The sequence below is a fragment of the Nocardiopsis salina YIM 90010 genome (genome assembly GCF_000341025.1).
Lineage (GTDB): Bacteria > Actinomycetota > Actinomycetes > Streptosporangiales > Streptosporangiaceae > Nocardiopsis > Nocardiopsis salina.
The window spans coordinates 31,199-49,884 of the sequence record NZ_ANBF01000013.1; the positions used below are offsets into that span (position 1 = coordinate 31,199).

Annotated in this window: 19 protein-coding genes and 1 pseudogene; 11 read left to right on the forward strand and 9 right to left on the reverse strand. The window is 70.5% G+C overall.

Features of this window, described 5'->3' with window-relative positions:
- Nucleotides 1-8 precede the first annotated feature (8 nt).
- Nucleotides 9-776 (forward strand): SDR family oxidoreductase, encoded by a 768-nt coding sequence (locus D474_RS0101355; RefSeq protein WP_026118077.1) that lies wholly within the window; start codon nucleotides 9-11, stop codon nucleotides 774-776.
- A 75-nt stretch (nucleotides 777-851) separates the two neighbouring features.
- Nucleotides 852-1,711: pseudogene (locus D474_RS34185) on the forward strand (3-keto-5-aminohexanoate cleavage protein).
- 28 nt (nucleotides 1,712-1,739) lie between these two features.
- Here the strand turns inward: D474_RS34185 and D474_RS0101365 are convergent.
- The 5 genes from D474_RS0101365 to D474_RS0101385 all read right to left on the reverse strand — a co-directional run bounded on the left by D474_RS0101365 (nucleotide 1,740) and on the right by D474_RS0101385 (nucleotide 6,765).
- Nucleotides 1,740-2,705, reverse strand: a complete 966-nt coding sequence (locus tag D474_RS0101365; RefSeq protein ID WP_017611803.1) for a 3-hydroxyacyl-CoA dehydrogenase family protein — start codon at nucleotides 2,703-2,705, stop codon at nucleotides 1,740-1,742.
- A 2-nt stretch (nucleotides 2,706-2,707) separates the two neighbouring features.
- A complete protein-coding gene (locus D474_RS0101370; RefSeq protein ID WP_017611804.1) occupies nucleotides 2,708-3,991 on the reverse strand; it encodes a TRAP transporter large permease in 1,284 nt (427 codons plus the stop codon).
- The gene (locus tag D474_RS0101375) at nucleotides 3,991-4,509 is read right to left on the reverse strand and encodes a TRAP transporter small permease (protein ID WP_204367095.1); all 519 of its coding nucleotides are present in this window, start codon (nucleotides 4,507-4,509) and stop codon (nucleotides 3,991-3,993) included. The genes D474_RS0101370 and D474_RS0101375 overlap by 1 nt, the downstream gene beginning before the upstream one ends.
- Before the next feature lie 28 nt (nucleotides 4,510-4,537).
- On the reverse strand, nucleotides 4,538-5,545 hold the full coding sequence (gene dctP / locus D474_RS0101380; protein WP_017611806.1) for a TRAP transporter substrate-binding protein DctP: 1,008 nt from the start codon (nucleotides 5,543-5,545) through the stop codon (nucleotides 4,538-4,540).
- A gap of 197 nt (nucleotides 5,546-5,742) precedes the next feature.
- On the reverse strand, nucleotides 5,743-6,765 hold the full coding sequence (locus tag D474_RS0101385) for a LacI family DNA-binding transcriptional regulator (RefSeq protein ID WP_204367096.1): 1,023 nt from the start codon (nucleotides 6,763-6,765) through the stop codon (nucleotides 5,743-5,745).
- A gap of 132 nt (nucleotides 6,766-6,897) precedes the next feature.
- On the opposite strand from D474_RS0101385, the gene hisD reads away from it, so the two are divergent.
- From hisD to D474_RS0101405, 4 genes are all read left to right on the forward strand, one after another.
- Nucleotides 6,898-8,211 carry a histidinol dehydrogenase gene (gene hisD / locus D474_RS0101390; RefSeq protein ID WP_017611808.1) on the forward strand — a complete coding sequence of 438 codons (1,314 nt, stop codon included), beginning with the start codon at nucleotides 6,898-6,900 and terminating at the stop codon, nucleotides 8,209-8,211.
- Nucleotides 8,208-8,336 (forward strand): hypothetical protein, encoded by a 129-nt coding sequence (locus tag D474_RS33790; RefSeq protein WP_017611809.1) that lies wholly within the window; start codon nucleotides 8,208-8,210, stop codon nucleotides 8,334-8,336. Before hisD ends, D474_RS33790 begins: the two co-directional genes overlap by 4 nt.
- A gap of 71 nt (nucleotides 8,337-8,407) precedes the next feature.
- Nucleotides 8,408-9,874, forward strand: coding sequence for a sodium:solute symporter family protein (locus D474_RS27280; RefSeq protein WP_449289336.1), 1,467 nt, complete (start codon nucleotides 8,408-8,410; stop codon nucleotides 9,872-9,874).
- A gap of 35 nt (nucleotides 9,875-9,909) precedes the next feature.
- Nucleotides 9,910-10,419: a hypothetical protein gene (locus D474_RS0101405; RefSeq protein WP_152476554.1), complete on the forward strand. Its 510-nt coding sequence runs from the start codon at nucleotides 9,910-9,912 to the stop codon at nucleotides 10,417-10,419.
- A 186-nt stretch (nucleotides 10,420-10,605) separates the two neighbouring features.
- Here D474_RS0101405 and D474_RS0101410 read toward each other — a convergent pair whose 3' ends face one another.
- A complete protein-coding gene (locus D474_RS0101410) occupies nucleotides 10,606-11,376 on the reverse strand; it encodes an IclR family transcriptional regulator (protein WP_017611812.1) in 771 nt (256 codons plus the stop codon).
- A gap of 276 nt (nucleotides 11,377-11,652) precedes the next feature.
- Between D474_RS0101410 and D474_RS27285 the strand changes: the two genes are divergently transcribed.
- The 3 genes from D474_RS27285 to D474_RS0101425 are packed head-to-tail and all read left to right on the forward strand — an operon-like array spanning nucleotide 11,653 to nucleotide 14,439.
- Entirely contained in the window at nucleotides 11,653-12,459 is an 807-nt protein-coding gene (locus tag D474_RS27285; protein WP_017611813.1) for a tripartite tricarboxylate transporter substrate binding protein, read from the forward strand.
- Nucleotides 12,449-12,940, forward strand: coding sequence for a tripartite tricarboxylate transporter TctB family protein (locus D474_RS0101420; protein WP_017611814.1), 492 nt, complete (start codon nucleotides 12,449-12,451; stop codon nucleotides 12,938-12,940). The genes D474_RS27285 and D474_RS0101420 overlap by 11 nt, the downstream gene beginning before the upstream one ends.
- Nucleotides 12,937-14,439: a tripartite tricarboxylate transporter permease gene (locus tag D474_RS0101425; RefSeq protein WP_017611815.1), complete on the forward strand. Its 1,503-nt coding sequence runs from the start codon at nucleotides 12,937-12,939 to the stop codon at nucleotides 14,437-14,439. Before D474_RS0101420 ends, D474_RS0101425 begins: the two co-directional genes overlap by 4 nt.
- Nucleotides 14,440-14,590: 151 nt before the next feature.
- On the opposite strand, the gene D474_RS0101430 is transcribed toward D474_RS0101425, so the two are convergent.
- Together D474_RS0101430 and D474_RS0101435 are read right to left on the reverse strand one after the other, a co-directional pair.
- Nucleotides 14,591-14,848 (reverse strand): hypothetical protein, encoded by a 258-nt coding sequence (locus D474_RS0101430; RefSeq protein ID WP_017611816.1) that lies wholly within the window; start codon nucleotides 14,846-14,848, stop codon nucleotides 14,591-14,593.
- 13 nt (nucleotides 14,849-14,861) lie between these two features.
- Nucleotides 14,862-15,770, reverse strand: coding sequence for an SPFH domain-containing protein (locus D474_RS0101435; protein WP_017611817.1), 909 nt, complete (start codon nucleotides 15,768-15,770; stop codon nucleotides 14,862-14,864).
- Nucleotides 15,771-15,870: 100 nt separating this feature from the next.
- Here D474_RS0101435 and D474_RS0101440 point away from each other — a divergent pair, with 100 nt between their 5' ends.
- Together D474_RS0101440 and D474_RS0101445 are read left to right on the forward strand one after the other, a co-directional pair.
- Nucleotides 15,871-16,368: a PH domain-containing protein gene (locus D474_RS0101440; protein WP_017611818.1), complete on the forward strand. Its 498-nt coding sequence runs from the start codon at nucleotides 15,871-15,873 to the stop codon at nucleotides 16,366-16,368.
- A complete protein-coding gene (locus D474_RS0101445; protein WP_017611819.1) occupies nucleotides 16,365-18,077 on the forward strand; it encodes a PH domain-containing protein in 1,713 nt (570 codons plus the stop codon). Before D474_RS0101440 ends, D474_RS0101445 begins: the two co-directional genes overlap by 4 nt.
- 19 nt (nucleotides 18,078-18,096) lie before the next feature.
- On the opposite strand, the gene D474_RS27290 is transcribed toward D474_RS0101445, so the two are convergent.
- Nucleotides 18,097-18,507 (reverse strand): STAS domain-containing protein, encoded by a 411-nt coding sequence (locus D474_RS27290; protein ID WP_017611820.1) that lies wholly within the window; start codon nucleotides 18,505-18,507, stop codon nucleotides 18,097-18,099.
- Nucleotides 18,508-18,686: the final 179 nt, after the last annotated feature.

Here is an 18,686-nt window from a genome sequence, read left to right on the forward strand (position 1 = left end):
AGCGTTCGGTGCCCGGACCCGAGTCACCACGGACCGTCATCACCGGCGCAGGATCGGGGATCGGCCTGTGCATGGCCACGGCCTTCCGCGATTCCGGCGCGCACGTCCTGGTCGGCGACCTCGACGAGCAGGCCCTGGCCCCCGCGCGGGAGGCGGGGTTGGAGACCGCGGTCGCCGACGCCGGCGACGAGGACCAGGTCGCGGAGCTGATGCGCACGGCCGGCACCCGGCTGGGCGGGTTGGACGTCCTGGTCAACAACGCCGGGATCGCCGGCCCCACCGGCCCGGTCGGCGAGCTCGACGCGGGCGCCTGGCGGGCCACGTTCGACGTCAACATCCACGGCCAGTTCTACGCGGTCAAACACGCCCTGCCGCTGTTGCGTCGATCGGAGCGGCCCGCGGTGATCAACATGTCCTCGGCCGCGGGACGGCTCGGGATGGCCGGGCGCAGTGCGTATTCGGCCTCCAAGTGGGCCGTGGTGGGCCTGACCCGGACCCTGGCATCCGAGCTCGGGGAGGAGGGCATCCGGGTGAACGCGATCTGCCCCGGTGCGGTGGACGGACCCCGCATCCGGAGGGTGATCGACGACAAGGCCCGGATGCTCGGGCGCCCGGTCTCCGAGATCGAGGCGCTCTACACCGGCCAGTCCTCGCTCGGGCGCTTGGTCACGGCCGAGGACATCGCGGCCACGGCCCTGTTCCTGGCCGGCCCGGGCGCGGCGATGATCTCCGGTCAGGCTCTGGCCGTGGACGGCAACACCGAGAAGCTCTACTAGGACGGTCCCACCTTGGCCAGCATTCGCAAAGTCGTCATCACCAGCGCCGTGACCGGCGCCATCCACACGCCGTCGATGTCGCCCCACCTGCCCGTGACCCCCACCCAGATCGCCGACGCGGCGCTGGGTGCGGCCGAGGCCGGCGCGGCCATCGTCCACATGCACGCGCGCGACCCCCGCGACGGGCGCCCCTCCCAGGACCCCGAGCATTTTGTGCCGATCCTGGAGCGCCTCAAGGGCGGGACCGACGCCGTCGTCAACATCACCACGGGCGGCAACCCCGCCATGACCGTGCAGGAGCGGCTGCGGCCCGCCGCGGAGTTCGCCCCGGAGCTGGCTTCGCTCAACATGGGCTCGATGAACTTCGGCCTGTACCCGATGCTGGACCGGTTCACCGACTTCGAGCACGACTGGGAGCGCCGCGCTCTGGAGAACTCGCGCGACGTCGTCTTCAAGAACACCTACGCCGACATCGAGGCGATCCTGGGGATGGGCGCCGAGTCCGGGACCCGGTTCGAGTTCGAGTGCTACGACATCTCGCACCTGTACAACCTGGCCCACTTCCACGACCGGGGGCTGACCCGCGGCCCGCTGTTCGTGCAGTCGGTGTTCGGTCTGCTGGGCGGGATCGGGGCCCACCCGGAGGACCTCATGCACATGCGGCGTACGGCCGACCGCCTCCTGGGGCAGGACTACCTGTGGTCGATCCTGGGTGCGGGCAAGGCGCAGATGCAGCTGGCCACGATGGGCGCGACCATGGGTGCGCACGTACGTGTGGGGCTGGAGGACTCCCTGTGGCTGGGGGCCCAANCAGCAACGCCGAGCAGGTCACCAAGATCCGCCGTGCGCTGGAGGAGCTCAGCTTCGAGATCGCCACCCCGGACGAGGCCCGGCAGATGCTGGGGCTGAAGGGGGCCGACCGGGTCGGGTTCTGAGCCGCCCGGCCCTGGTCGGGCGCGGCCCTCAGGTGTGGTCGCGCTCGACGTCCTCGCGCAGGCGCGCCAGGCGCGCGTAAGCGTGATCGCGCAGACGCCGCAGCCGGTCAGCGTCGGGCCCGGCGTGCGGGAAGAAGCCCTCCCCCGATTTCAGGCCGAGCCTTCCTCGGTCGACGCGCTCGGACACGGCCTCGGGAACTCCCATGCGTGCGCCGAAGGCCTCCTCCATGGTGGCCATGGCGCCGCGGTAGACGTCGAGCCCCGCAATGTCGGAGACGAGGAAAGGGCCGAAGAAGGGCAGGCGGAAACCGAAGGAGTTGCGCACCACCTCGTCGATCTGGGCGGGGTCGGCCACACCCTCCTCGACCATGCGGGTGCACTCCTTGTAGAGGGCGAACTGCAGGCGGTTGGCCACGAACCCCGGGGAGTCGGCCACCACCGTGGGGCTCTTGCCCACCGATCGCAGCAGCGCCGCGGTCGACTCCACGGTCTGCGCTGCGGTGGCGGGGCCGGGTACGACCTCCACGCAGGGGACGAAGTAGGCGGGGTTCATCCAGTGGGCGCCCAGGAACCGTTCGGGCCCCTGCACCGACCGTGCGAGGTCGGCGATGGGCACGGCGGAGGTGTTGGAGGCGATCAGGGCGGTGGGCGGGGCCTGCCGTGAGAGCTGCGCCAGGACCTCGGACTTGAGGGCGGCGTCCTCGGGCACGGCCTCGCAGACGAGGTGGGCGTCCCGGACGGCGCCGGCGGGGTCGGGTGCGGCCTCCAGGTTCCGGGCGAGCCGGTCCGGGGCGTGGGATGGGAACAGGCCCTCCTGTGCGTAGCGCCGCCCCTCCTCCAGCAGGCGGTCGACGGCCTCGCGGGCGCGTTCGGGGCCCGCGTCGGCGACGGTGACGCGGTGGCCGGCCAGGGCGAAGGTGTGGGCGATCCCGCCGCCCATGTAACCGGTTCCCACCACGGCCACGCGCAGGGGTGCGGCGTCGGTGTCCTGCACGGTCAGTCCCCTCCCGAGAGCACGCCCGGCAGCCAGGTCGACAGGGCCGGGACGTAGGTGATGAGCAGCGCGTTGGCGAAGAGCAGGCCCACGAACGGCAGGACGCCGAGGCTGACCCGGGCGATGGACTCCCGCGAGATCTGGGCGGCCACGAACAGGTTGATGCCGGCGGGCGGGGTGAACAGTCCGATCGCGAGGTTGACCACGACGATGACGCCGAAGTGCACCGGATCCACGCCCAGTTCGGTGGCGACCGGCAGCAGGATGGGCACCAGGATGAGGATGGCGGCCGCGGCCTCGATGAACATGCCCACCAGGAGCAGAACCACGTTGACCACGAGCAGGAACAGGACGGGCCCGAGGTCGACGGCGGCGAAGAAGTCGGCGATGTCGCCGGGCACGCCGAGTTTGGTGAGCAGGAAACCGAAGAGCCCGGCGGTGCCGATCACGAGCATGACCACGGCGGTGGTCGTGGCCGCCCGGGTGAGGATGGGCCCCAGGTCGGTCAGGCTGATCTGGCGGTAGACGAAGAGCCCGACGACGAGGGAGTAGACGACCGCGGTCACCGCCGCCTCGGTGGGGGTGACCACACCGCCGTAGATACCGCCCAGGACGAGCAGGGGCATGGCCAGGGCAAGGATGGCGCGGGTGAAGGCGTGCAGGACCTGGCGGGGGTCACTGCGAGTGCCGCCGGTGAAGCCGCGTCTGCGTGCGACCAGGTAGGTGGCGGCGAGCAGGGACAGGGCCACGAGCAGGCCGGGGATCACACCGGCGATGAACATGTCGCCGACCGACTCGTTGGCGGCGATCGCGTAGATGATGAGGGGGATGCTGGGCGGCAGGATGACCCCCAGAGCCCCGGAGGAGGCCTGCACCGCCCCCGCGTACCGCGCGCCGTAGGAAGCCGCGACCATCGCCGGGATCATGATCGCGCCCACGGCAGCGGTGGTGGCGGCCCCGGAGCCCGAGATCGCCGAGAAGAACAGCGACGTGACGACCACGACCATGGCCAGCCCGCCGGACAGGTGCCCGACCAGGGCCTGGGCGAGCTCGACCAGGCGCTCGGACATCCCTCCGGCCTGCATCAGGAACCCGGCCAGGATGAAGAAGGGGATGGCCATGAGGGGGAAGGAGTTCATCGCGTTGAAGATCTGCTGCGGCAGGACCTCCAGCCCGAAGACGTCCCCGGTCACGACGGTGAGCAGGACCGCGGCGCCCAGGGCCACGGCGATGGGCACACCGATCGCGAAGCACACGATCATGCTGGCCAGGAGCAGCCACGCCATCACACATCACCTTCCCGGGTGCTCTCCGAACGGGGTGGGGCCAGGCGTCCCTGCAGGGCACCGTCCAGGACCACCCCGACGGTGTTGACGACCGCGAGGGCGCCCCCGGCGGAGAGGGCGAGCATCGGCCACATCATGGACAGGCCGGTGGCGGGCGCGCTCTGGAAGGCCACGGCCCGGGAGATCTCCCACCCGTGCACGACCAGGACCAGGTAGAAGGCCACCGACACCAGGTGGGCGACGGTCACGACCGCGAGTTTGCCCCTACCGGTGAGCAGGTCGGGCAGCAGGTTCATGGCGGGGAGCCCGCCCTGGCGCAGCGCGTAGGCGGCGCCGAGCATGGTCAGCCACACCATGAGGAACCGGGCGACCTCCTCGGAGAAGGTCAGGGAGTCACCGGCGACGTAGCGCGCGAAGACCTGCCAGGCGATCAGGGCGGTCATCGCTGCCAGCATGGCGGCCAGGAGCCACCCCACCGCGCGGTTGAGTCCGTCGATCGCGGCCACTGTGCGTCTCATGACCGTTTCCACGCCCACCTCCAAGGGGTCAGGGGGTCGCCGAGCGCGCGTCCTCGACCAGGTCCTCACCCAGTCGCGGGGCCCAGGTGTCCCGGACAGGCCCGGTCCGGGCCTCGAAGGCCTCCAGGTCGGGACGGGTCACCTGCATGCCTTCGTCCTCGAGGTCCTGTACGGCGGCCCCGGCCTGTTCGACACTGGCCTCGCGTTGGACGGGCAGGGCATGTTCGGCGGCCCGGGTCACGGCCTGCTGGTCGTCCTCGGAGAGTTGGCGCCACAGATCGCCGCTGATCATCAGGGGTGCGGGAGAGTAGGTGTGCTGGGTCAGCGCCAAGTGGTCCTGGACCTCGTGGAAGCGCACGTCGGCGATGGTCGGCAGGGGGTTCTCCTGGCTGTCCATCACCCCTTGCTGGAGTGCGGTGTAGACCTCGGGCCAGGCCAGCGGGGTGGCGTTGGCCCCGAGCTGGGACCAGGTGTCGATCTGGACGTTGCTCTCCTGGGTCCGGTGCACCATGTCGTCGAGGTCGTCGGGGGTGTGGACCGGACGGACCCCGTTGGTCATGTGCCGGAAGCCGTTCTCCATCCAGGACAGGACGCGCACGTCGGCCTCCTCCTCCAGGAGGCCGGCCAACTCGTCGCCGACGCTGCCGTCCAGGGCCGCCCACGCGTGGTCGTAGTCCTGGAACAGGTAAGGCAGGTCGAAGAGGTAGTACTCCTCCACGAAGCCGCCCATCGGCCCGGTCGAGGCGATGCCCGCGTCGACGGAGCCGATGGACATGCCCTCGACGACCTCGCGCTCGCCGCCCAGCGCGTTGTTGTAGTAGAACTCCGTCTCGATGCGGCCCTGGGTGAGGTCGGAGAGTTCCTCGGCGAAGGCCTCGGCCCCCGCGTGGTGGTGCGACCCCTCCCCCAGGGCGAGGCTGAGGTCGATGGTGCCCTCGAAGTCCGCGCCCGTGCCGGGTGCGGGCGGAGCGCTGCAGGCTGCCAGGGTCAGGGCCGAGACCGCCGCGGCGGCCGCTGCCCATCGCCGGTTCCGCATCGATCGGCCCTCCCGCCGTCGCTTCCCGCGTCGGCGGCCCCGGGCGGGGCCGCCGAACTTGCGGAGCATCGTAAGCAGGGGCGCCGAGTGTTAAGCAATGTTAAGTCCGTGTTTCCTCTTCACGCCGATGGCCCCGGCGCTGAGGCCGCGCACGGGTGCTCCGGCCCTCTCGGGAGTGCACCGGAGGAGGCAAGAACTCAATGGCTGTCGGGAAAGGGCGTGTGAGCGCTCGACCCGCGCACGACGAAACTACAGGTGAAGTTGCGTTTCACCGGGTTCAGGTCCGGGACGTCGATGCGTTCCAGCAATCGTCGGACGGCGGTCCGGGCCATGGAGTCGATGGGTTGGCGCACCGTGGTGAGACTGTAGGCGTCCCAGGAAGCCATCTCCGTGTCGTCGAAACCGACCACCCACACGTCTTCGGGGACGCGCAGACCCAGGGAGAGCGCCCCGTCGATGGCGCCGAAAGCCGCCAGGTCGTTGGCGCAGAACACCGCCGTCGGAGGTTCGGGGCATTGCATCAGCTCGCGCATGGCCCCGCGGGCCTCGGCGTGCGAGAAACCGGCTCGGCGTGTGCGCTCCTCGGCTTGCGGCCGGCCCAGCTCCGCGAGGCGGCCGCGGAACCCCCGGTCCCGATGGAGGGCCGTCCCCGCCCTCGCCGGGCCCTGAACGTAGCCGATGCGCTCGCATCCCGCTCCCACGAGGTAGTCGGCGACCATGCGCGCGCCGTGCTCGTTGTCGCTGGTCACTTGGTCGCAATCGATGGTGTCCAGCCCGCGGTGCAGGAGCAGGACGGGTTCGTTGCGCCGCAGTGACTCGGCCAACGGTTCGGTGAGTTCGGAGACCGTGGTGAAGAGCAGGCCGTCGACCGAACCCCGGCGCACCGCCTCGAGGACTCCCGCGTGGCCGGGTTCGTCCGAGTTCCACAGCACCATGTGCGCACCGACGCGTTCCAGTTCCTGGCTGACGGCTTCCAGGAGCTGTGGGTAGAACGGGTTCGTGATGTCGGCGACGACGACGCCCACGGACAGGGTGCGTTCCATGCGGATGGCCCGGGCGGCGGCGTTGGGCCGGTAACCGAGATCGGCCATGGCCCGCTCGACCAGCTCGCGCTTGCCCTCGGAGACGTTGGTGTTGCCCTGCAGTACACGCGACACCGTGGCCTGGGAGACACCGGCCCGGCGAGCCACATCACGGCTGGTTGCCAACGTTCCTCCCATGGCCGGTTCCATCCGGCGAAGATCCTCCACATCTGCCCGGAGGGGCCCTCCGAACAAGATGTTTACGTATTCATAATACCGCGTTACAGTGCCGTGAATACGTACTCACAGCGAGAGGATCGCAACACACCCATGACCAAGACACTCAAGTCACGGGCAGAGACCAGCACCGAGGGCCCCCAGCGCAGCGACGTCTCCGAGTCCGTCGCCAAGATCATCGAGGCGGTCAGGACCGAGGGTGACAGTGCCGTACGCCGCTACTCGGCACAGTTCGACGGCTGGGAGCCCGAGTCGTTCCAGCTCACTCCCGAACAGATCGAGAACACGATCGCCCAGGTCCCCGCCCAGGTCATCGAGGACATCGAGTTCGCCCAAGAGCAGGTGCGCACCTTCGCTTCCCACCAACTCTCCTCGATGCGCGAGGTGGAGGTGGAAACCCTGCCCGGTGTCCGGCTCGGCCACAAGCACATCCCTCTGGACACGGTCGGGGCCTACGTCCCCGGCGGCCGATACCCCTTGCTGGCCTCCGCGCATATGACGGTCGCGACCGCCAAGGCAGCCGGCGTCGGCCGTGTCGTGGCCTGCACCCCACCGATCCGGGGCGAGATCCCCGCAGCGACCGTCGCCGCAATGCACCTGGCCGGCGCCGACGAGATCCACCTGCTCGGCGGGGTCCAGGCCCTGGCCGCCCAGGCCCTGGGCACGGAGACGATCTCCAAGGTCGACCTCCTGGCCGGCCCGGGAAACGCCTTCGTCGCCGAGGCCAAGCGCCAGCTCTTCGGGGAAGTGGGTATTGATCTGTTCGCCGGTCCCACGGAGACCCTCGTCGTTGCCGACCGGCATGCCGACCCCTTCGTGGTGGCGGTCGATCTGCTGAGCCAGGCCGAGCACGGCCCCGACTCCCCCGCCGTTCTGATCACCACCTCACGTGAGCTCGGGCAGAGCGTTCTCGAACACGTGCGCCGGCTGCTCCCGGACATGCCCACCCGCGACTTCGCCGAGCCCGCCTGGCGCGATCACGGCGAGGTGCACGTCGTGCCCGACCTCGAGAGCGCCTACGAACTCGCCGACTCCTACGCCAGCGAGCACGTCCAGATCCTCACCGAGGAGCCCCGCCAGGCCCTGGAACACATGCGCCACTACGGCGCGATCTTCCTGGGCGAGGGCACCTGTGTGTCCTACGGCGACAAGGTGATCGGCACCAACCACGTGCTCCCGACCCGTGGCGCCGCCCGCTACACGGGCGGACTCTGGGTCGGCAAGTACCTCAAGACCGTCACCTACCAGGAAGTGAGCGACCAGGCTTCCAGCACACACCTGGGCCGTATCTGCGGTCGGGCAGCCCGCGCCGAGTACTTCGAAGGACACGCCCGCTCGGGTGACGTGCGCGCCGCCAAGTACGCGGAGGACCCCTTGCCGTGGGCGCCGGACGGGGGCGACAGATGAACGTCATGCTGGTCGGACTCGTCTCGATCGCCGCCTACTTCGCGGCCATGTTCTGGTGGGCCTCCCACGACAAGCGGCGTGAGGAGGCCGGGACACCGAACACCGGCGGGGAGGGGGGCTCGTGAGCGTCATCGCCTGGAGCTGGTTCTTCCTCGTCGCCTTCACCGCGCTCATCCTCGCGCTGGGCTACGTGGGTATGCGCCGCACCACGGACGCGGACTCCTTCGCGACCGCCAGAGGAGCCTACGGCGGCCTCCTGCTCGGGCTCAGCTACATGGCGATGATCGCCAGTGGATCAACGTTCCTGGGTATGCCCGGCGTGGCCTACGAACTCGGTTTCAAGTCGGCCTACTACCCGCTCCTGTACCCGGTCGGCGCCTACCTGGGCACGATGCTGGTCGCACGCCGGCTCAAACGCACCGGTGACCGGCTCGGCTCCATCAGCATCCCCGACTTCCTCGGCGACTTCTTCCGAAGCCCGTTGCTGCGGGCCGGTGCCGCCATGCTCTCCCTGTTCCTGATCTATTACGTCATGGCGCAGTTGGCGGCCTCGGGACAGGTCTTCGAGACCCTGTTCGGGATCCCCTACCAGTGGGGGCTGGTGCTCGTCATGGTGATCACGCTGATGTACATGGTCACCGGGGGCACGCACAGCGACATCATCACCGATGCCGTCCAGGGCCTGCTGATGCTGGTGATCGCCGTGATCATCACCGGGGCGTTCCTGGTGGGGCACGGCGTCGACGGGTTCGGTCCGGCCGCTGTCAACCAGGCACTGCCCTCCGACATGCGCTGGGACGTCCACACCGATCCGGCCGAGCCCAACTTCGCCAACTGGTGGGTGATTCTGCTGCTGCCGATCGCCCACCTGGGATTCATGATCCAACCGCACCTGGGCAACAAGTTCTTCGCGCTGCGCGGTACCAGCCAGGTGCGCCGGTTCGTCGTCACCTCCAGCTTCGCCGGCATCCTCGTCAGCTTCCTGTTCCTCGGCGGCATCCTGGCCCGAGCGATGGGTGTGGAGCCCGAACATGCGGACGCCATTCTGCCCACACTGTTCGTACAGATGCTGCCGGCCTGGCTGGCGGCGATGCTCGGCGTGGCAGTGCTATCGGCGATCATCTCCACTTCCGACGGGCTGCTGATGAGCATCTCCCAGATCTTCGCCAACGACCTCTACAGGAAGACCTGGGTTCCGTGGCGCGGCCAGGACCCGAACGACCCCGACGTCGACCGCCGTTCTCTGCTGATCGGCAGGGGGGGGGGGGGGTNGGCGGGTCTCGTCGCCGTCGCAGCGGTATGGACCCCGCCGGAGTTGCTGGCGATCTGGATGTGGGTCGGGATCGGCGGTGTCATCTCGGCTCTGACCGGGCCAGTGTTGCTGGCTCTGTGGTCGTCCAGGGGCACGGCGTTCGGTGCCCTGAGCGGAGGGGCGTCCGGGTTCGCGGTGTATGCCTTCCTGCACCTCGGGCCGCAGTTCGGTCTGTACGACGGCACCTTCCCGTGGAACGAGAACCCGTTCGCTTCGACGGCCGCAGGGCTGTTCTCCGGTACGGCCGCCTGTGTGTTGTTCAGTGCGTTCGGCCGCAAACTGCCGGTCGAACACCTGGACCGCATCCAGCGGGAGGAGAACAGTGACGAACGCTCGGGGGCCGCACGGTGAGTCCCGGTACCTGGGTACGCCCTCTCGAGGCGAACGTGGACGCGGCACGGGCCGAGAAACTGGTCCGGCGGCGGACCCGGCGACTGTTCGGCCTGCTCCCCGGGGTCGACCCGTGCCGGGCCGACGGGCGGACCCTCTACTGGCCCGTGGATCTGGCCGCCGCGACGGCGGTGGTCAAACCTCCGCTGAGGAAGGAGCGCCAGGTCCGCATCCCGGTGGCCCGGGACGCGGTGACCGGTCGGCTCGGCACAGTGGACATGCGTCTGGCGGACCCGGCCGAAGTCGATCCCGGCGAGGAAGCCCTGCTGCTGGAGCCCGACCACCTCGACGGCCGGGAGTGGTGGGAGTTCGCGCGCAACCAGGTGGTCCTGCGTTATCGCCCCAGCCGGATCACGGGGTTGGCTCTGGTGGAACGCCGGCGCGTCCACGTGCCCTACAGGGTGGTCAGGTGCGGGCCGGACACCTGGCTCGTGGACAGCATGTTCGGCAGAGCAGTCGATGCGCGGTCCTTGGGCGTCGAGCACCAGCGCACACTGGGTCTGTGAGGTGAACAAGGGCCGGGTCGGACCGCTCGATCGGTTCCGGCCCGGCCGACATCGCCCTCCGGCCGGCCGGCGGAACGGCCATGGCTCATGCTCGGGGCCCGGCCCGAGTGCACCGCTCCTGCCCGGGGCACGTACCGGGAACCCGAATGCCCCAGTGACGCCTCCGCCCCGGTACCGCGGGGTTGGCTATGGACGTCCGCCGAGGTCGCGGGAGGCCGCTCCGGCGGCGTCGCGCACCAGGGGGCCCAGGCGCGCGAGGGCGCGGTCGTCCATGCGGGTCGCGGGGCCGGCGATGCTCATCGCGGCGGTGACCTCGCCCTCCCAGTCCAGAACGGGGGCGCCCACGCAGCGGATACCGGGTTCGTTCTCGACGTCGTCCAGGGCCCAGCCACGTGCGCGTGTGCGCTCGAGCTCGGCCCGCAGCGCCGCGGGGTCGGTGAGGGTGGCGTCGGTGCGGGCGGTGAGTCCGGCATCGACGGTCTCGTCCACGAGGGCGGTGTCGGACCAAGCCAGGGCGGCTTTGCCCAGGCCGGTGCAGTGCAGGGGGTTGGTGGCGCCGATCCGGGAGTACATGCGCACGGGCCAGCGGGCCTCGCACTTGTCGATGTAGACGATCTGCAGCCCGTCGCGCACACCCAGGTGGCAGGTCTCCCCCGAGTCCCCGGCGAGCCGGCGCAGGTGGGGAAGGCAGACCCGGCGGACGTCCACACCTTCGAGGAAGCCGCTGGCCAGGGGCAGAACGCCGTGGTCCAGGCGGTAGCGCCCCTCGGTCTCGTCGTAGCGCGCCAGGCCGGCCTCGGCCAGGGCGGCCACGAGCCGATGGACGGTCGGCTTGGGCATCTCAGTGCCCTCGGCCAAGGCGGCCAGATTCAGTCCGGGCGGGTGTTCGGCGAGCAGTTGCAGCAGCTGGACCCCCTTGACCAGGGCCTTGGGCCCGACCTTCTCCGTGCTCGCCACTCAGTCCCCTCCCGCGGCCGTGTGTCTGCACCCCACCGTAGAGGCGTGAGACGGCCCGAAAAATGCTGCGACCGGCATTGACCATTTTTGAAACGCCATATTAATCTTGTGCGATCTTACTCACAAGGACCGACCCGGCCCGCTGGGTACGAGGGGAGGTGCAGGCTATGCACGTGCGCGGACTCGCGCTGGCCGCGCCGCTGGCACTGCTGGCGGGCCNTCGAGATCATCGTCCCCTACGCCGCGGGTGGCGGCACCGATCAGACCGCGCGGCAGTTGGCGGCCGCGGCCGAGGAGACCTGCGGGGTCTCCACCGTGGTCAGCAACCAGGAGGGCGCCGGGGGTGCCATCGGGTTCCGAACCACCGCCGACGCCCCACCGGACGGATCGACGGTGGGGGTGGTCTCGGTCGAGCTGGCCATGCTTGCCCACCAGGGCGTCACCGACGTCACACCCCACGACGTGACCGGACTGATCCAGTACAACTTCGACCCGTCGGCTCTCACGGTGGCCTCCGACGGCCCCCACGACTCGGTGCACGACGTGGTCGAGTCGGCCCGCAGCGGCGAAGGCGTCATCGTGGGCACCTCGGGGGCCGGTTCGATCTGGGAGTTCGCAGCCGAGGTCCTGGCCGACGAGCAGGGGGTGGAGATGACCTACGCGCCCTTCGAGGGGGCCGCCCCAGCCATCACCGCCGTCCTGGGCGGCCAGGTCGACGCGGTCACGGTCTCCGGCGCCGAGGTCCTGCCGCAGGTTGAGTCCGGGGAGCTGACGAGCCTGGCCGTCATGGGCGAGGAGCGCCTGGACATCCTGCCGGAGGCGCCCACGCTGCGGGAGGAGGGCATCGACTGGATCTCGGGCACCTGGCGGGGCCTGGCCCTGCCCGAGGGCACCCCGCAGGAGACCGTCGACGAGCTGGAGTCCTGCTTCGCCGATGCCGCCCGCTCCGAGCAGTTCACCGACTTCATGGACACCGGCGGTTTCGGGGTCGAGCACCGCGGATCGGAAGAGTTCGACGGGTTCATGGCCGAGGAGTTCGAGGCCTTCGGCGACGAAGCGGACGGGGACGGCGATGACAGCTGAACGCCGCGCCGACCTGGGGACGGCGGCCACCACCCTGATCCTGGCCGCCGCGGTGGCCGCCACCGCACTCACCTTCCCGGCCGGAAACCAGGAGGGCGACCCCGGGGCGGCCCTGCTGCCGCTACTCGTGGCCGCGGTCCTGGCGGTGCTCGGCACCGCACGCGTCCTGGTGCCGTACCTGCTCCGGTCGACTCCGACCGCGCCGGAGGGCGGGGGCGACCAGGAGGAGGAACCGGGTCCGGTCCTGCCGGTGCTCGGCATGCTCGCGGTGGGGGCCGTCTCGATCTGGGCGATGAGCTGGGTCGGCTTCGTTCTCGGCGCGGCCCTGCTGCTGGTGGGCGGCGCGCTGCTGTCGGGTGAGCGCCGCTGGTGGCGCATCGCCCTGTTGTCCGCGGTGGCCCCGACCGTGGTCTACACCCTCTTCATGTGGGCCTTCGAGCTTCGGCTGCCCACCGGACCACTGGAGGCGATGCTGCTGTGAGCGAATGGCTCATCGGGCTCGACGCGGTGCTCAGCCCGAACGCGATCACAATGATCGTGCTGGGTGTGGGCCTCGGAATGGTGTGCGGTGCTCTGCCGGGCCTGACGGCGACGATGGCCGTGGCACTGCTGCTGCCGGTCACCTTCACCCTGGAGCCGCTTCCGGGGATGATGCTCCTGATCGGCGTCTACGGCGGAACCCTGTACGCCGGCTCGATCCCGGCGATTCTGCTGCGGGCACCAGGCACGCCCTCGGCCGCGGCGACGGTCATCGACGGCTACCCCATGACCCAGCAGGGCAGGGCGGGCCGGGCGCTGTTGATCTCGCTGCTGGCCTCGGTCGTGGGCGGGTTGACCGGCACGGTGCTGCTGGCCCTGTTCGCCCCGCAGCTGGCGGGGGTCGCTCTGACCTTCGGCCCGCCGGAGTACTTCATGGTGGCGGTGCTGGCGCTGGCGGTGATCGCCTCGATCAGCACGGGCCGACTCTCCAAGGGCCTGATCAGCGGCTTCCTCGGGGTCGCCATCGGGCTCGTGGGCATGGACCCCATCGAGGGGTTCCCGCGTTTCACCTTCGGCACGACCGAGCTCTCGGCCGGCATCCCCTTCATCGCCGTCCTCATCGGCCTGTTCGGGATCTCCGAGGCGCTGACGCAGATCGCGGGCAATCGCCGGAGCCGCAATCGGGAACGTCCCCCCGTGGGCAGGTTCTCCCTGGGCCGCGGGTGGCTGCGCCGACTGGGTCCGGCCACAGGCGGGTCCTCCCTCATGGGTTTCTTCATCGGTCTGCTTCCGGGAACCGGCGGAGACGTGGCCTCCTACTTCGCCTACAACGAGACCCGGCGCTGGTCGCGGCGGGGCGGCTTCGGCAAGGGCGAGCCGGCCGGTGTGGCCTCGGCGGAGTCGGCCAACAACGCCTCCACCTCCGGTGCCATGGCCCCGACGCTGGTTCTGGGCATTCCCGGCGACAGTGTCACCGCGATCCTCATCGGCGCGATCACCGTGCACGGCCTCCAGCCGGGTCCGCAGCTCTTCGAGGGATCACCCGACCTGGTGTACGGCACCATGCTGGGACTGGTGCTGATGAACCTGGCCCTGCTGCCGGTCGGGCTGCTCGGGATCCGGGTGTGGCCCAAGCTCACGTCCGCGCCGACCACGATGCTGTGGCCGACGGTGATTCTGTTGTCGCTGGTGGGGGCCTTCGCTCTGCGGCTGAACCTGGCCGACGTCGCCACAGCCCTGGCCGCGGGCGCGCTCGGGTTCGTGTTGACTCGGGGCGGGTACCCGCTGGCCCCCATGGTCATCGGTCTCATCCTGGGGCCGATGGCCGAGTCGAACCTGCGGCTGTCCCTGATCATCTCCGGCGGCAGCCTGGACTGGCTGGCCCGGCCGATCCCGCTCGCGGTGATGGGGGTGATCGTGGCCGCGATCGTGGTCACCAAATTCTCCACCCGCCGCGCGATGGCCGCATCGACCGCAGGAACGCACGACGTGCAGTCCTGACCACGACCCGTGCGGCCCCGGCCCGGGGACCCACCGGCAGGGGCCGTTCCTCTCTCCAGGATCGGGGCAGCAGCTGTCGCAACCTCGGGGAGAGCGAAACCTGCTCGCGGAGCCGACCGCCGGCGGCAGCAACCGCCCGAGGACCGCGCGCTCACCGGTCCTCGGGCGGTTGCTCCTCCTGCGGGGTCCGCTCGTCGGGAGCCTCGTCGTCGGAGCGGCGTTTGCGCGGCCGCCCGCGGCGGGGCAGGTCCCCGGCGTCCTTGGGCATGCGCCCGGCCTCGTCGAGGGCGCGGCGCAGGACGAACTCGATCTGGGCGTTGGTACTGCGCAACTCCTGACCGGCCCAGCGCGCCAGGGCGTCGTGGACGGCCGGGTCGAGGCGCAGCAGCACCTTCTTGCGCTCGGGCACGGCGCCTCCGCCTCTACTGGTAGAGGGTCCCGGTGTTGACGACGGGGCTGGCGGGACGGTCGGAGCACAGCACGACCAGCAGGTTGCTGACCATGGTGGCCTTGCGCTCCTCGTCCATGTCCACGACATCGTCGGCGGCGAGGATGTCCAGGGCGCGGTCGACCATGCCGACGGCGCCCTCGACGATCTCCCTGCGGGCGGCGACCACCGCACTGGCCTGCTGGCGCTGGAGCATGGCCTGGGCGATCTCGGGCGCGTAGGCCAGGTGGGTGAAGCGGGTCTCGATCACGCGCACGCCGGCCGACTCCACGCGGGCCACGACCTCGGCGGACAGTTCCTCGGTGATGGCCTCGGCGTTGTCGCGCAGGGAGTAGTCGTGGGCGGGGTCGTGCGAGTCGTACGGGTACTTGCCGGCGATGTGGCGCACGGCCGCCTCGGTCTGGATGGAGACGAACTCCACGAAGTCGTCGACCTCGAAGGAGGCGCGGGCGGTGTCCTCGACCTGCCAGACGGCGACGGCCGAGATCTCGATGGGGCTGCCGGAGGCGTCGTTGACCTTCATCACGGAGGTCTCGTGGTTGCGGATGCGCGTGGAGATCTTGGTGCGCTCGGTGAGCGGGTTGACCCAGCGCAGGCCGTCGGTGCGCACGGTGCCGGTGTAGCGGCCGAAGAGCTGCACCACACGCGCCTCGTTGGGCGCGACCATGGTCAGCCCCAGGAACAGGAACGCCCCGCTGACGGCGATCACGACACCGACCCAGACGAAGAGCCCGGGCAGGCCGTAGACGGGCCCGAAGGCGATGGCGGCTCCGGCCAGGGTGACGGCCGCGGCGGCGAAGAACATCAGGACGCCGTCGGCGCCGAAGGCCTCGCGTTCGCGGTACCGGGGGGCAGCGTCGATGACGGATGGTGTGTCGGGCACGGTTTCCTCCTCCGTACGGATGATGACTCGAGAATAGCATTGTGATATCACTTTTAATGAACGGCCCGCCCCGGGCCCAGCGAGAGGAGACGAGGCCACGATGAGCAGTGACGCTCTACGCCTGCGCCCACCCCGCCACCGCGTGGACAGGCGGGCGATCCGGTGGTGGACGACCCGCTCCCTGGTGACGGCGGCCGCGGCCACGGCTGTGCCGGGTGTGGCGGCGGTCCTCGTCGAACCCGCCCGGTTCTGGCTGCTGCTCGCCACCGCGGTCGCGGGGCTGGCCGGACTTGCGGTCACCGTGGTCATGCCGCAGTGGCGTTACCGGGTGCACCGGTGGGAGGTCACCGACACCGCCGTCTACACCTCCAGCGGATGGCTGTGGCAGGAGTGGCGGGTGGCGCCGATGTCGCGCATCCAGACCGTGGACACCGAACGCGGGCCGCTCCAGCGCACTTTCGGGCTCTCGAGCGTTACGGTGACCACGGCGTCGGCGGCCGGCCCGATCGAGATCAGCGGGTTGGCCCACGAGCTGGCCACCGAGGTGGTGGACCAACTCACCGAGACCACCGAGTCCACCCCGGGGGACGCCACATGAGCGGGCACGAGGAGACCGGGAACACCACCCCCGGGCGTTGGCAGGGACTGAGTCCGCTGAGCGTGTGGGCCAACACCGCCGGCGGCGCGCTGGTCATCGTCCCGATCGCGATCGCCGTGACCGTGACCTTCGCGCTCACGCCCATGGACTGGTGGTGGGCGCTGCTGCCGGTTCCCTCGGCCGTGCTCTTCGTGGCGGCCGCGACCTACGTGGACCTGCTGCGCCTGCGCAGGATCCGGTACCGGGTCACCGACGAGCGCATGGAGATGCGTTCGGGCCTGATCGCCAAGGCCCACCGGTCGATCCCGCGCGAGCGTGTGCGCAGCGTCGACGTGGCCGCGCCCCTGTACGCGCGCGCCTTCGGACTGTGCACGGTCACCGTCGGCACCGGCGAGTCGGCCGGTACGGGCGGAGCCGACCAGCTGCAGCTGCAGTTCGTCACCCGCGAGCAGGGCGAGGGGCTGCGGCGCGATCTGTTGCAGCGCGGCCCAGCCCCGGGTTCGGCGGACGAGGACGGCGGCGAGGGAGCCGTCGAGGAGGGCGAGGAGGAACTGGCCCGCCTCGATCCGCGCTGGTTCGCCTACGCGCCCGCCACAGGCGCCACGATCGGCATCGGGTTCGGTGTGCTCGCCACTCTGGCCGGCATCAACGCGCAGATGGGCGGCCGGGGCTGGGAGTGGCTCTCGCAGTGGCTCGGCCTGCCCAGCGGCGCGGAGATCGGAGCGTTCATCCTGGCGCAGTTGTTGCTGCTGGTACCGCTGACGCTCTTCGCCCTGCTGCTCCTGGGTGTGGCCGTGACCCTGGCCGTGGCGGTGGAGACCTGGTGGGACTACCGTCTGGCCCGGCAGGAGGACGGGACCGTGCGGCTGACCCGGGGCCTGCTGACCAGTGTGTCCCTGTCGGTGGAGGGGCGCCGCCTCAACGGTGTGGCCCTGCGCGAGCCCTTCGTGCTGCGTTCGGTGGGCGGAGCCGAGATCCGGGCGGTGGCCACGGGGCTCTCGGCAGGCGACGAGCAGAAGACCGCCGCCAAGAGCCGTCTGTCTCCGGCCATGCCCGGCAGGAAGGCTCGGGCACTGGCCGCGACACTGTTGCGGACCTCCGACTCCCCCTTCTCCCCCGCCCCGCGTGTGCACCCGCGTGCGGCGCTGCGCCGCCGGTTCACCCGGGCGGGGATTGCGACCCTGGGGGCCGTGGCAGCGGCCGGTGCGCTGACGTGGGTGCACGTCCAGGTGCGTCAGGCCTGGGCCGGGACGCTGTCGTCGGTGGAGGTCGACGTCATGGCCGTTCCGCTGACGACCGGGACTGCGGAAGCCGCCCCGGTGTGGGGGTGGTTCGCGGCTGCGGCGCTCTTCGGTGTGGTGGCGTTCTGGTACGCGGTGGGCTCCTACCGGGGGCTGGGCCACGGGGTGCACCCGCGCCACCTGGTGGTGCGGCGCGGCATGGCGGTGCGCACCACGGTGGCGTTGGAGCGCTCGGCGGTCATCGGCTGGCGCGTCACCCGTTCGCCGTTCCAGCGCCGGCTGGGGTTGGCCGACGTCTCGGCCACGACCGCGGCCGGCGAGGGCCTCTACACTGCCGCGGACGTGGGGTTGGGCCAGGGCGTGGCGTGGGCTGAGGAGGCCGTGCCCGAGTTGTTGGCCCCGTTCGTCGAGCGCGTGGACGACGAGGGCGGCGACGGTTCCGAGGAGGGCCGCTCGGTGTTGCCGTGACCGGGCCGGTGCGCTCCGGTCAGTGTGTGCCCGGCACCGTGCGGTCGCCGGGCACGTGGCGGACGGGGCGCCCGTCGGCATGGGCGTGGGCCATCTCGACCACGGGGTAGACCTCGAAGAGGCGGTCCAGCTCCAGTGCCTGCAGGACACGCGCCGTCACGGTGGCGGGCTCGGCCAGGGCCAGGTGGCGGCCCTGGCGGGTGAGTTCGTGATGTACCGCGATCAGGGCGCGCACGCCGCTGGCGTCGAAGAATCCGACCCCGGACAGGTCCACGACCAGGCAGTCGTGTCCACGGCCCTGGGCCATGCGGAGCAGGTGGTCACGCAGAGCGTCGGCGGTGGCCAGGTCGATCTCGCCGTGAACGGGTACCACCGTCACCCCCGTGCAGCGGAAGCGCTCCGGGCTCGAGAACCTGCCGTCCTTCGCCACTGGGCCACCTCTCACAGGACGTAACCTTTTCACTACGCGACCGCGCCTGAGATCGTAACCTCTCCAGAGAGGTTGCGGGAGTCCTCCGACCCGGGAGTCAGTCCGGTCTCACCACTCGGACAGATGGACGTGCGTACGGTCACGGCTTCCTCACTGTCCTCTCTCGGACACTCCGGACC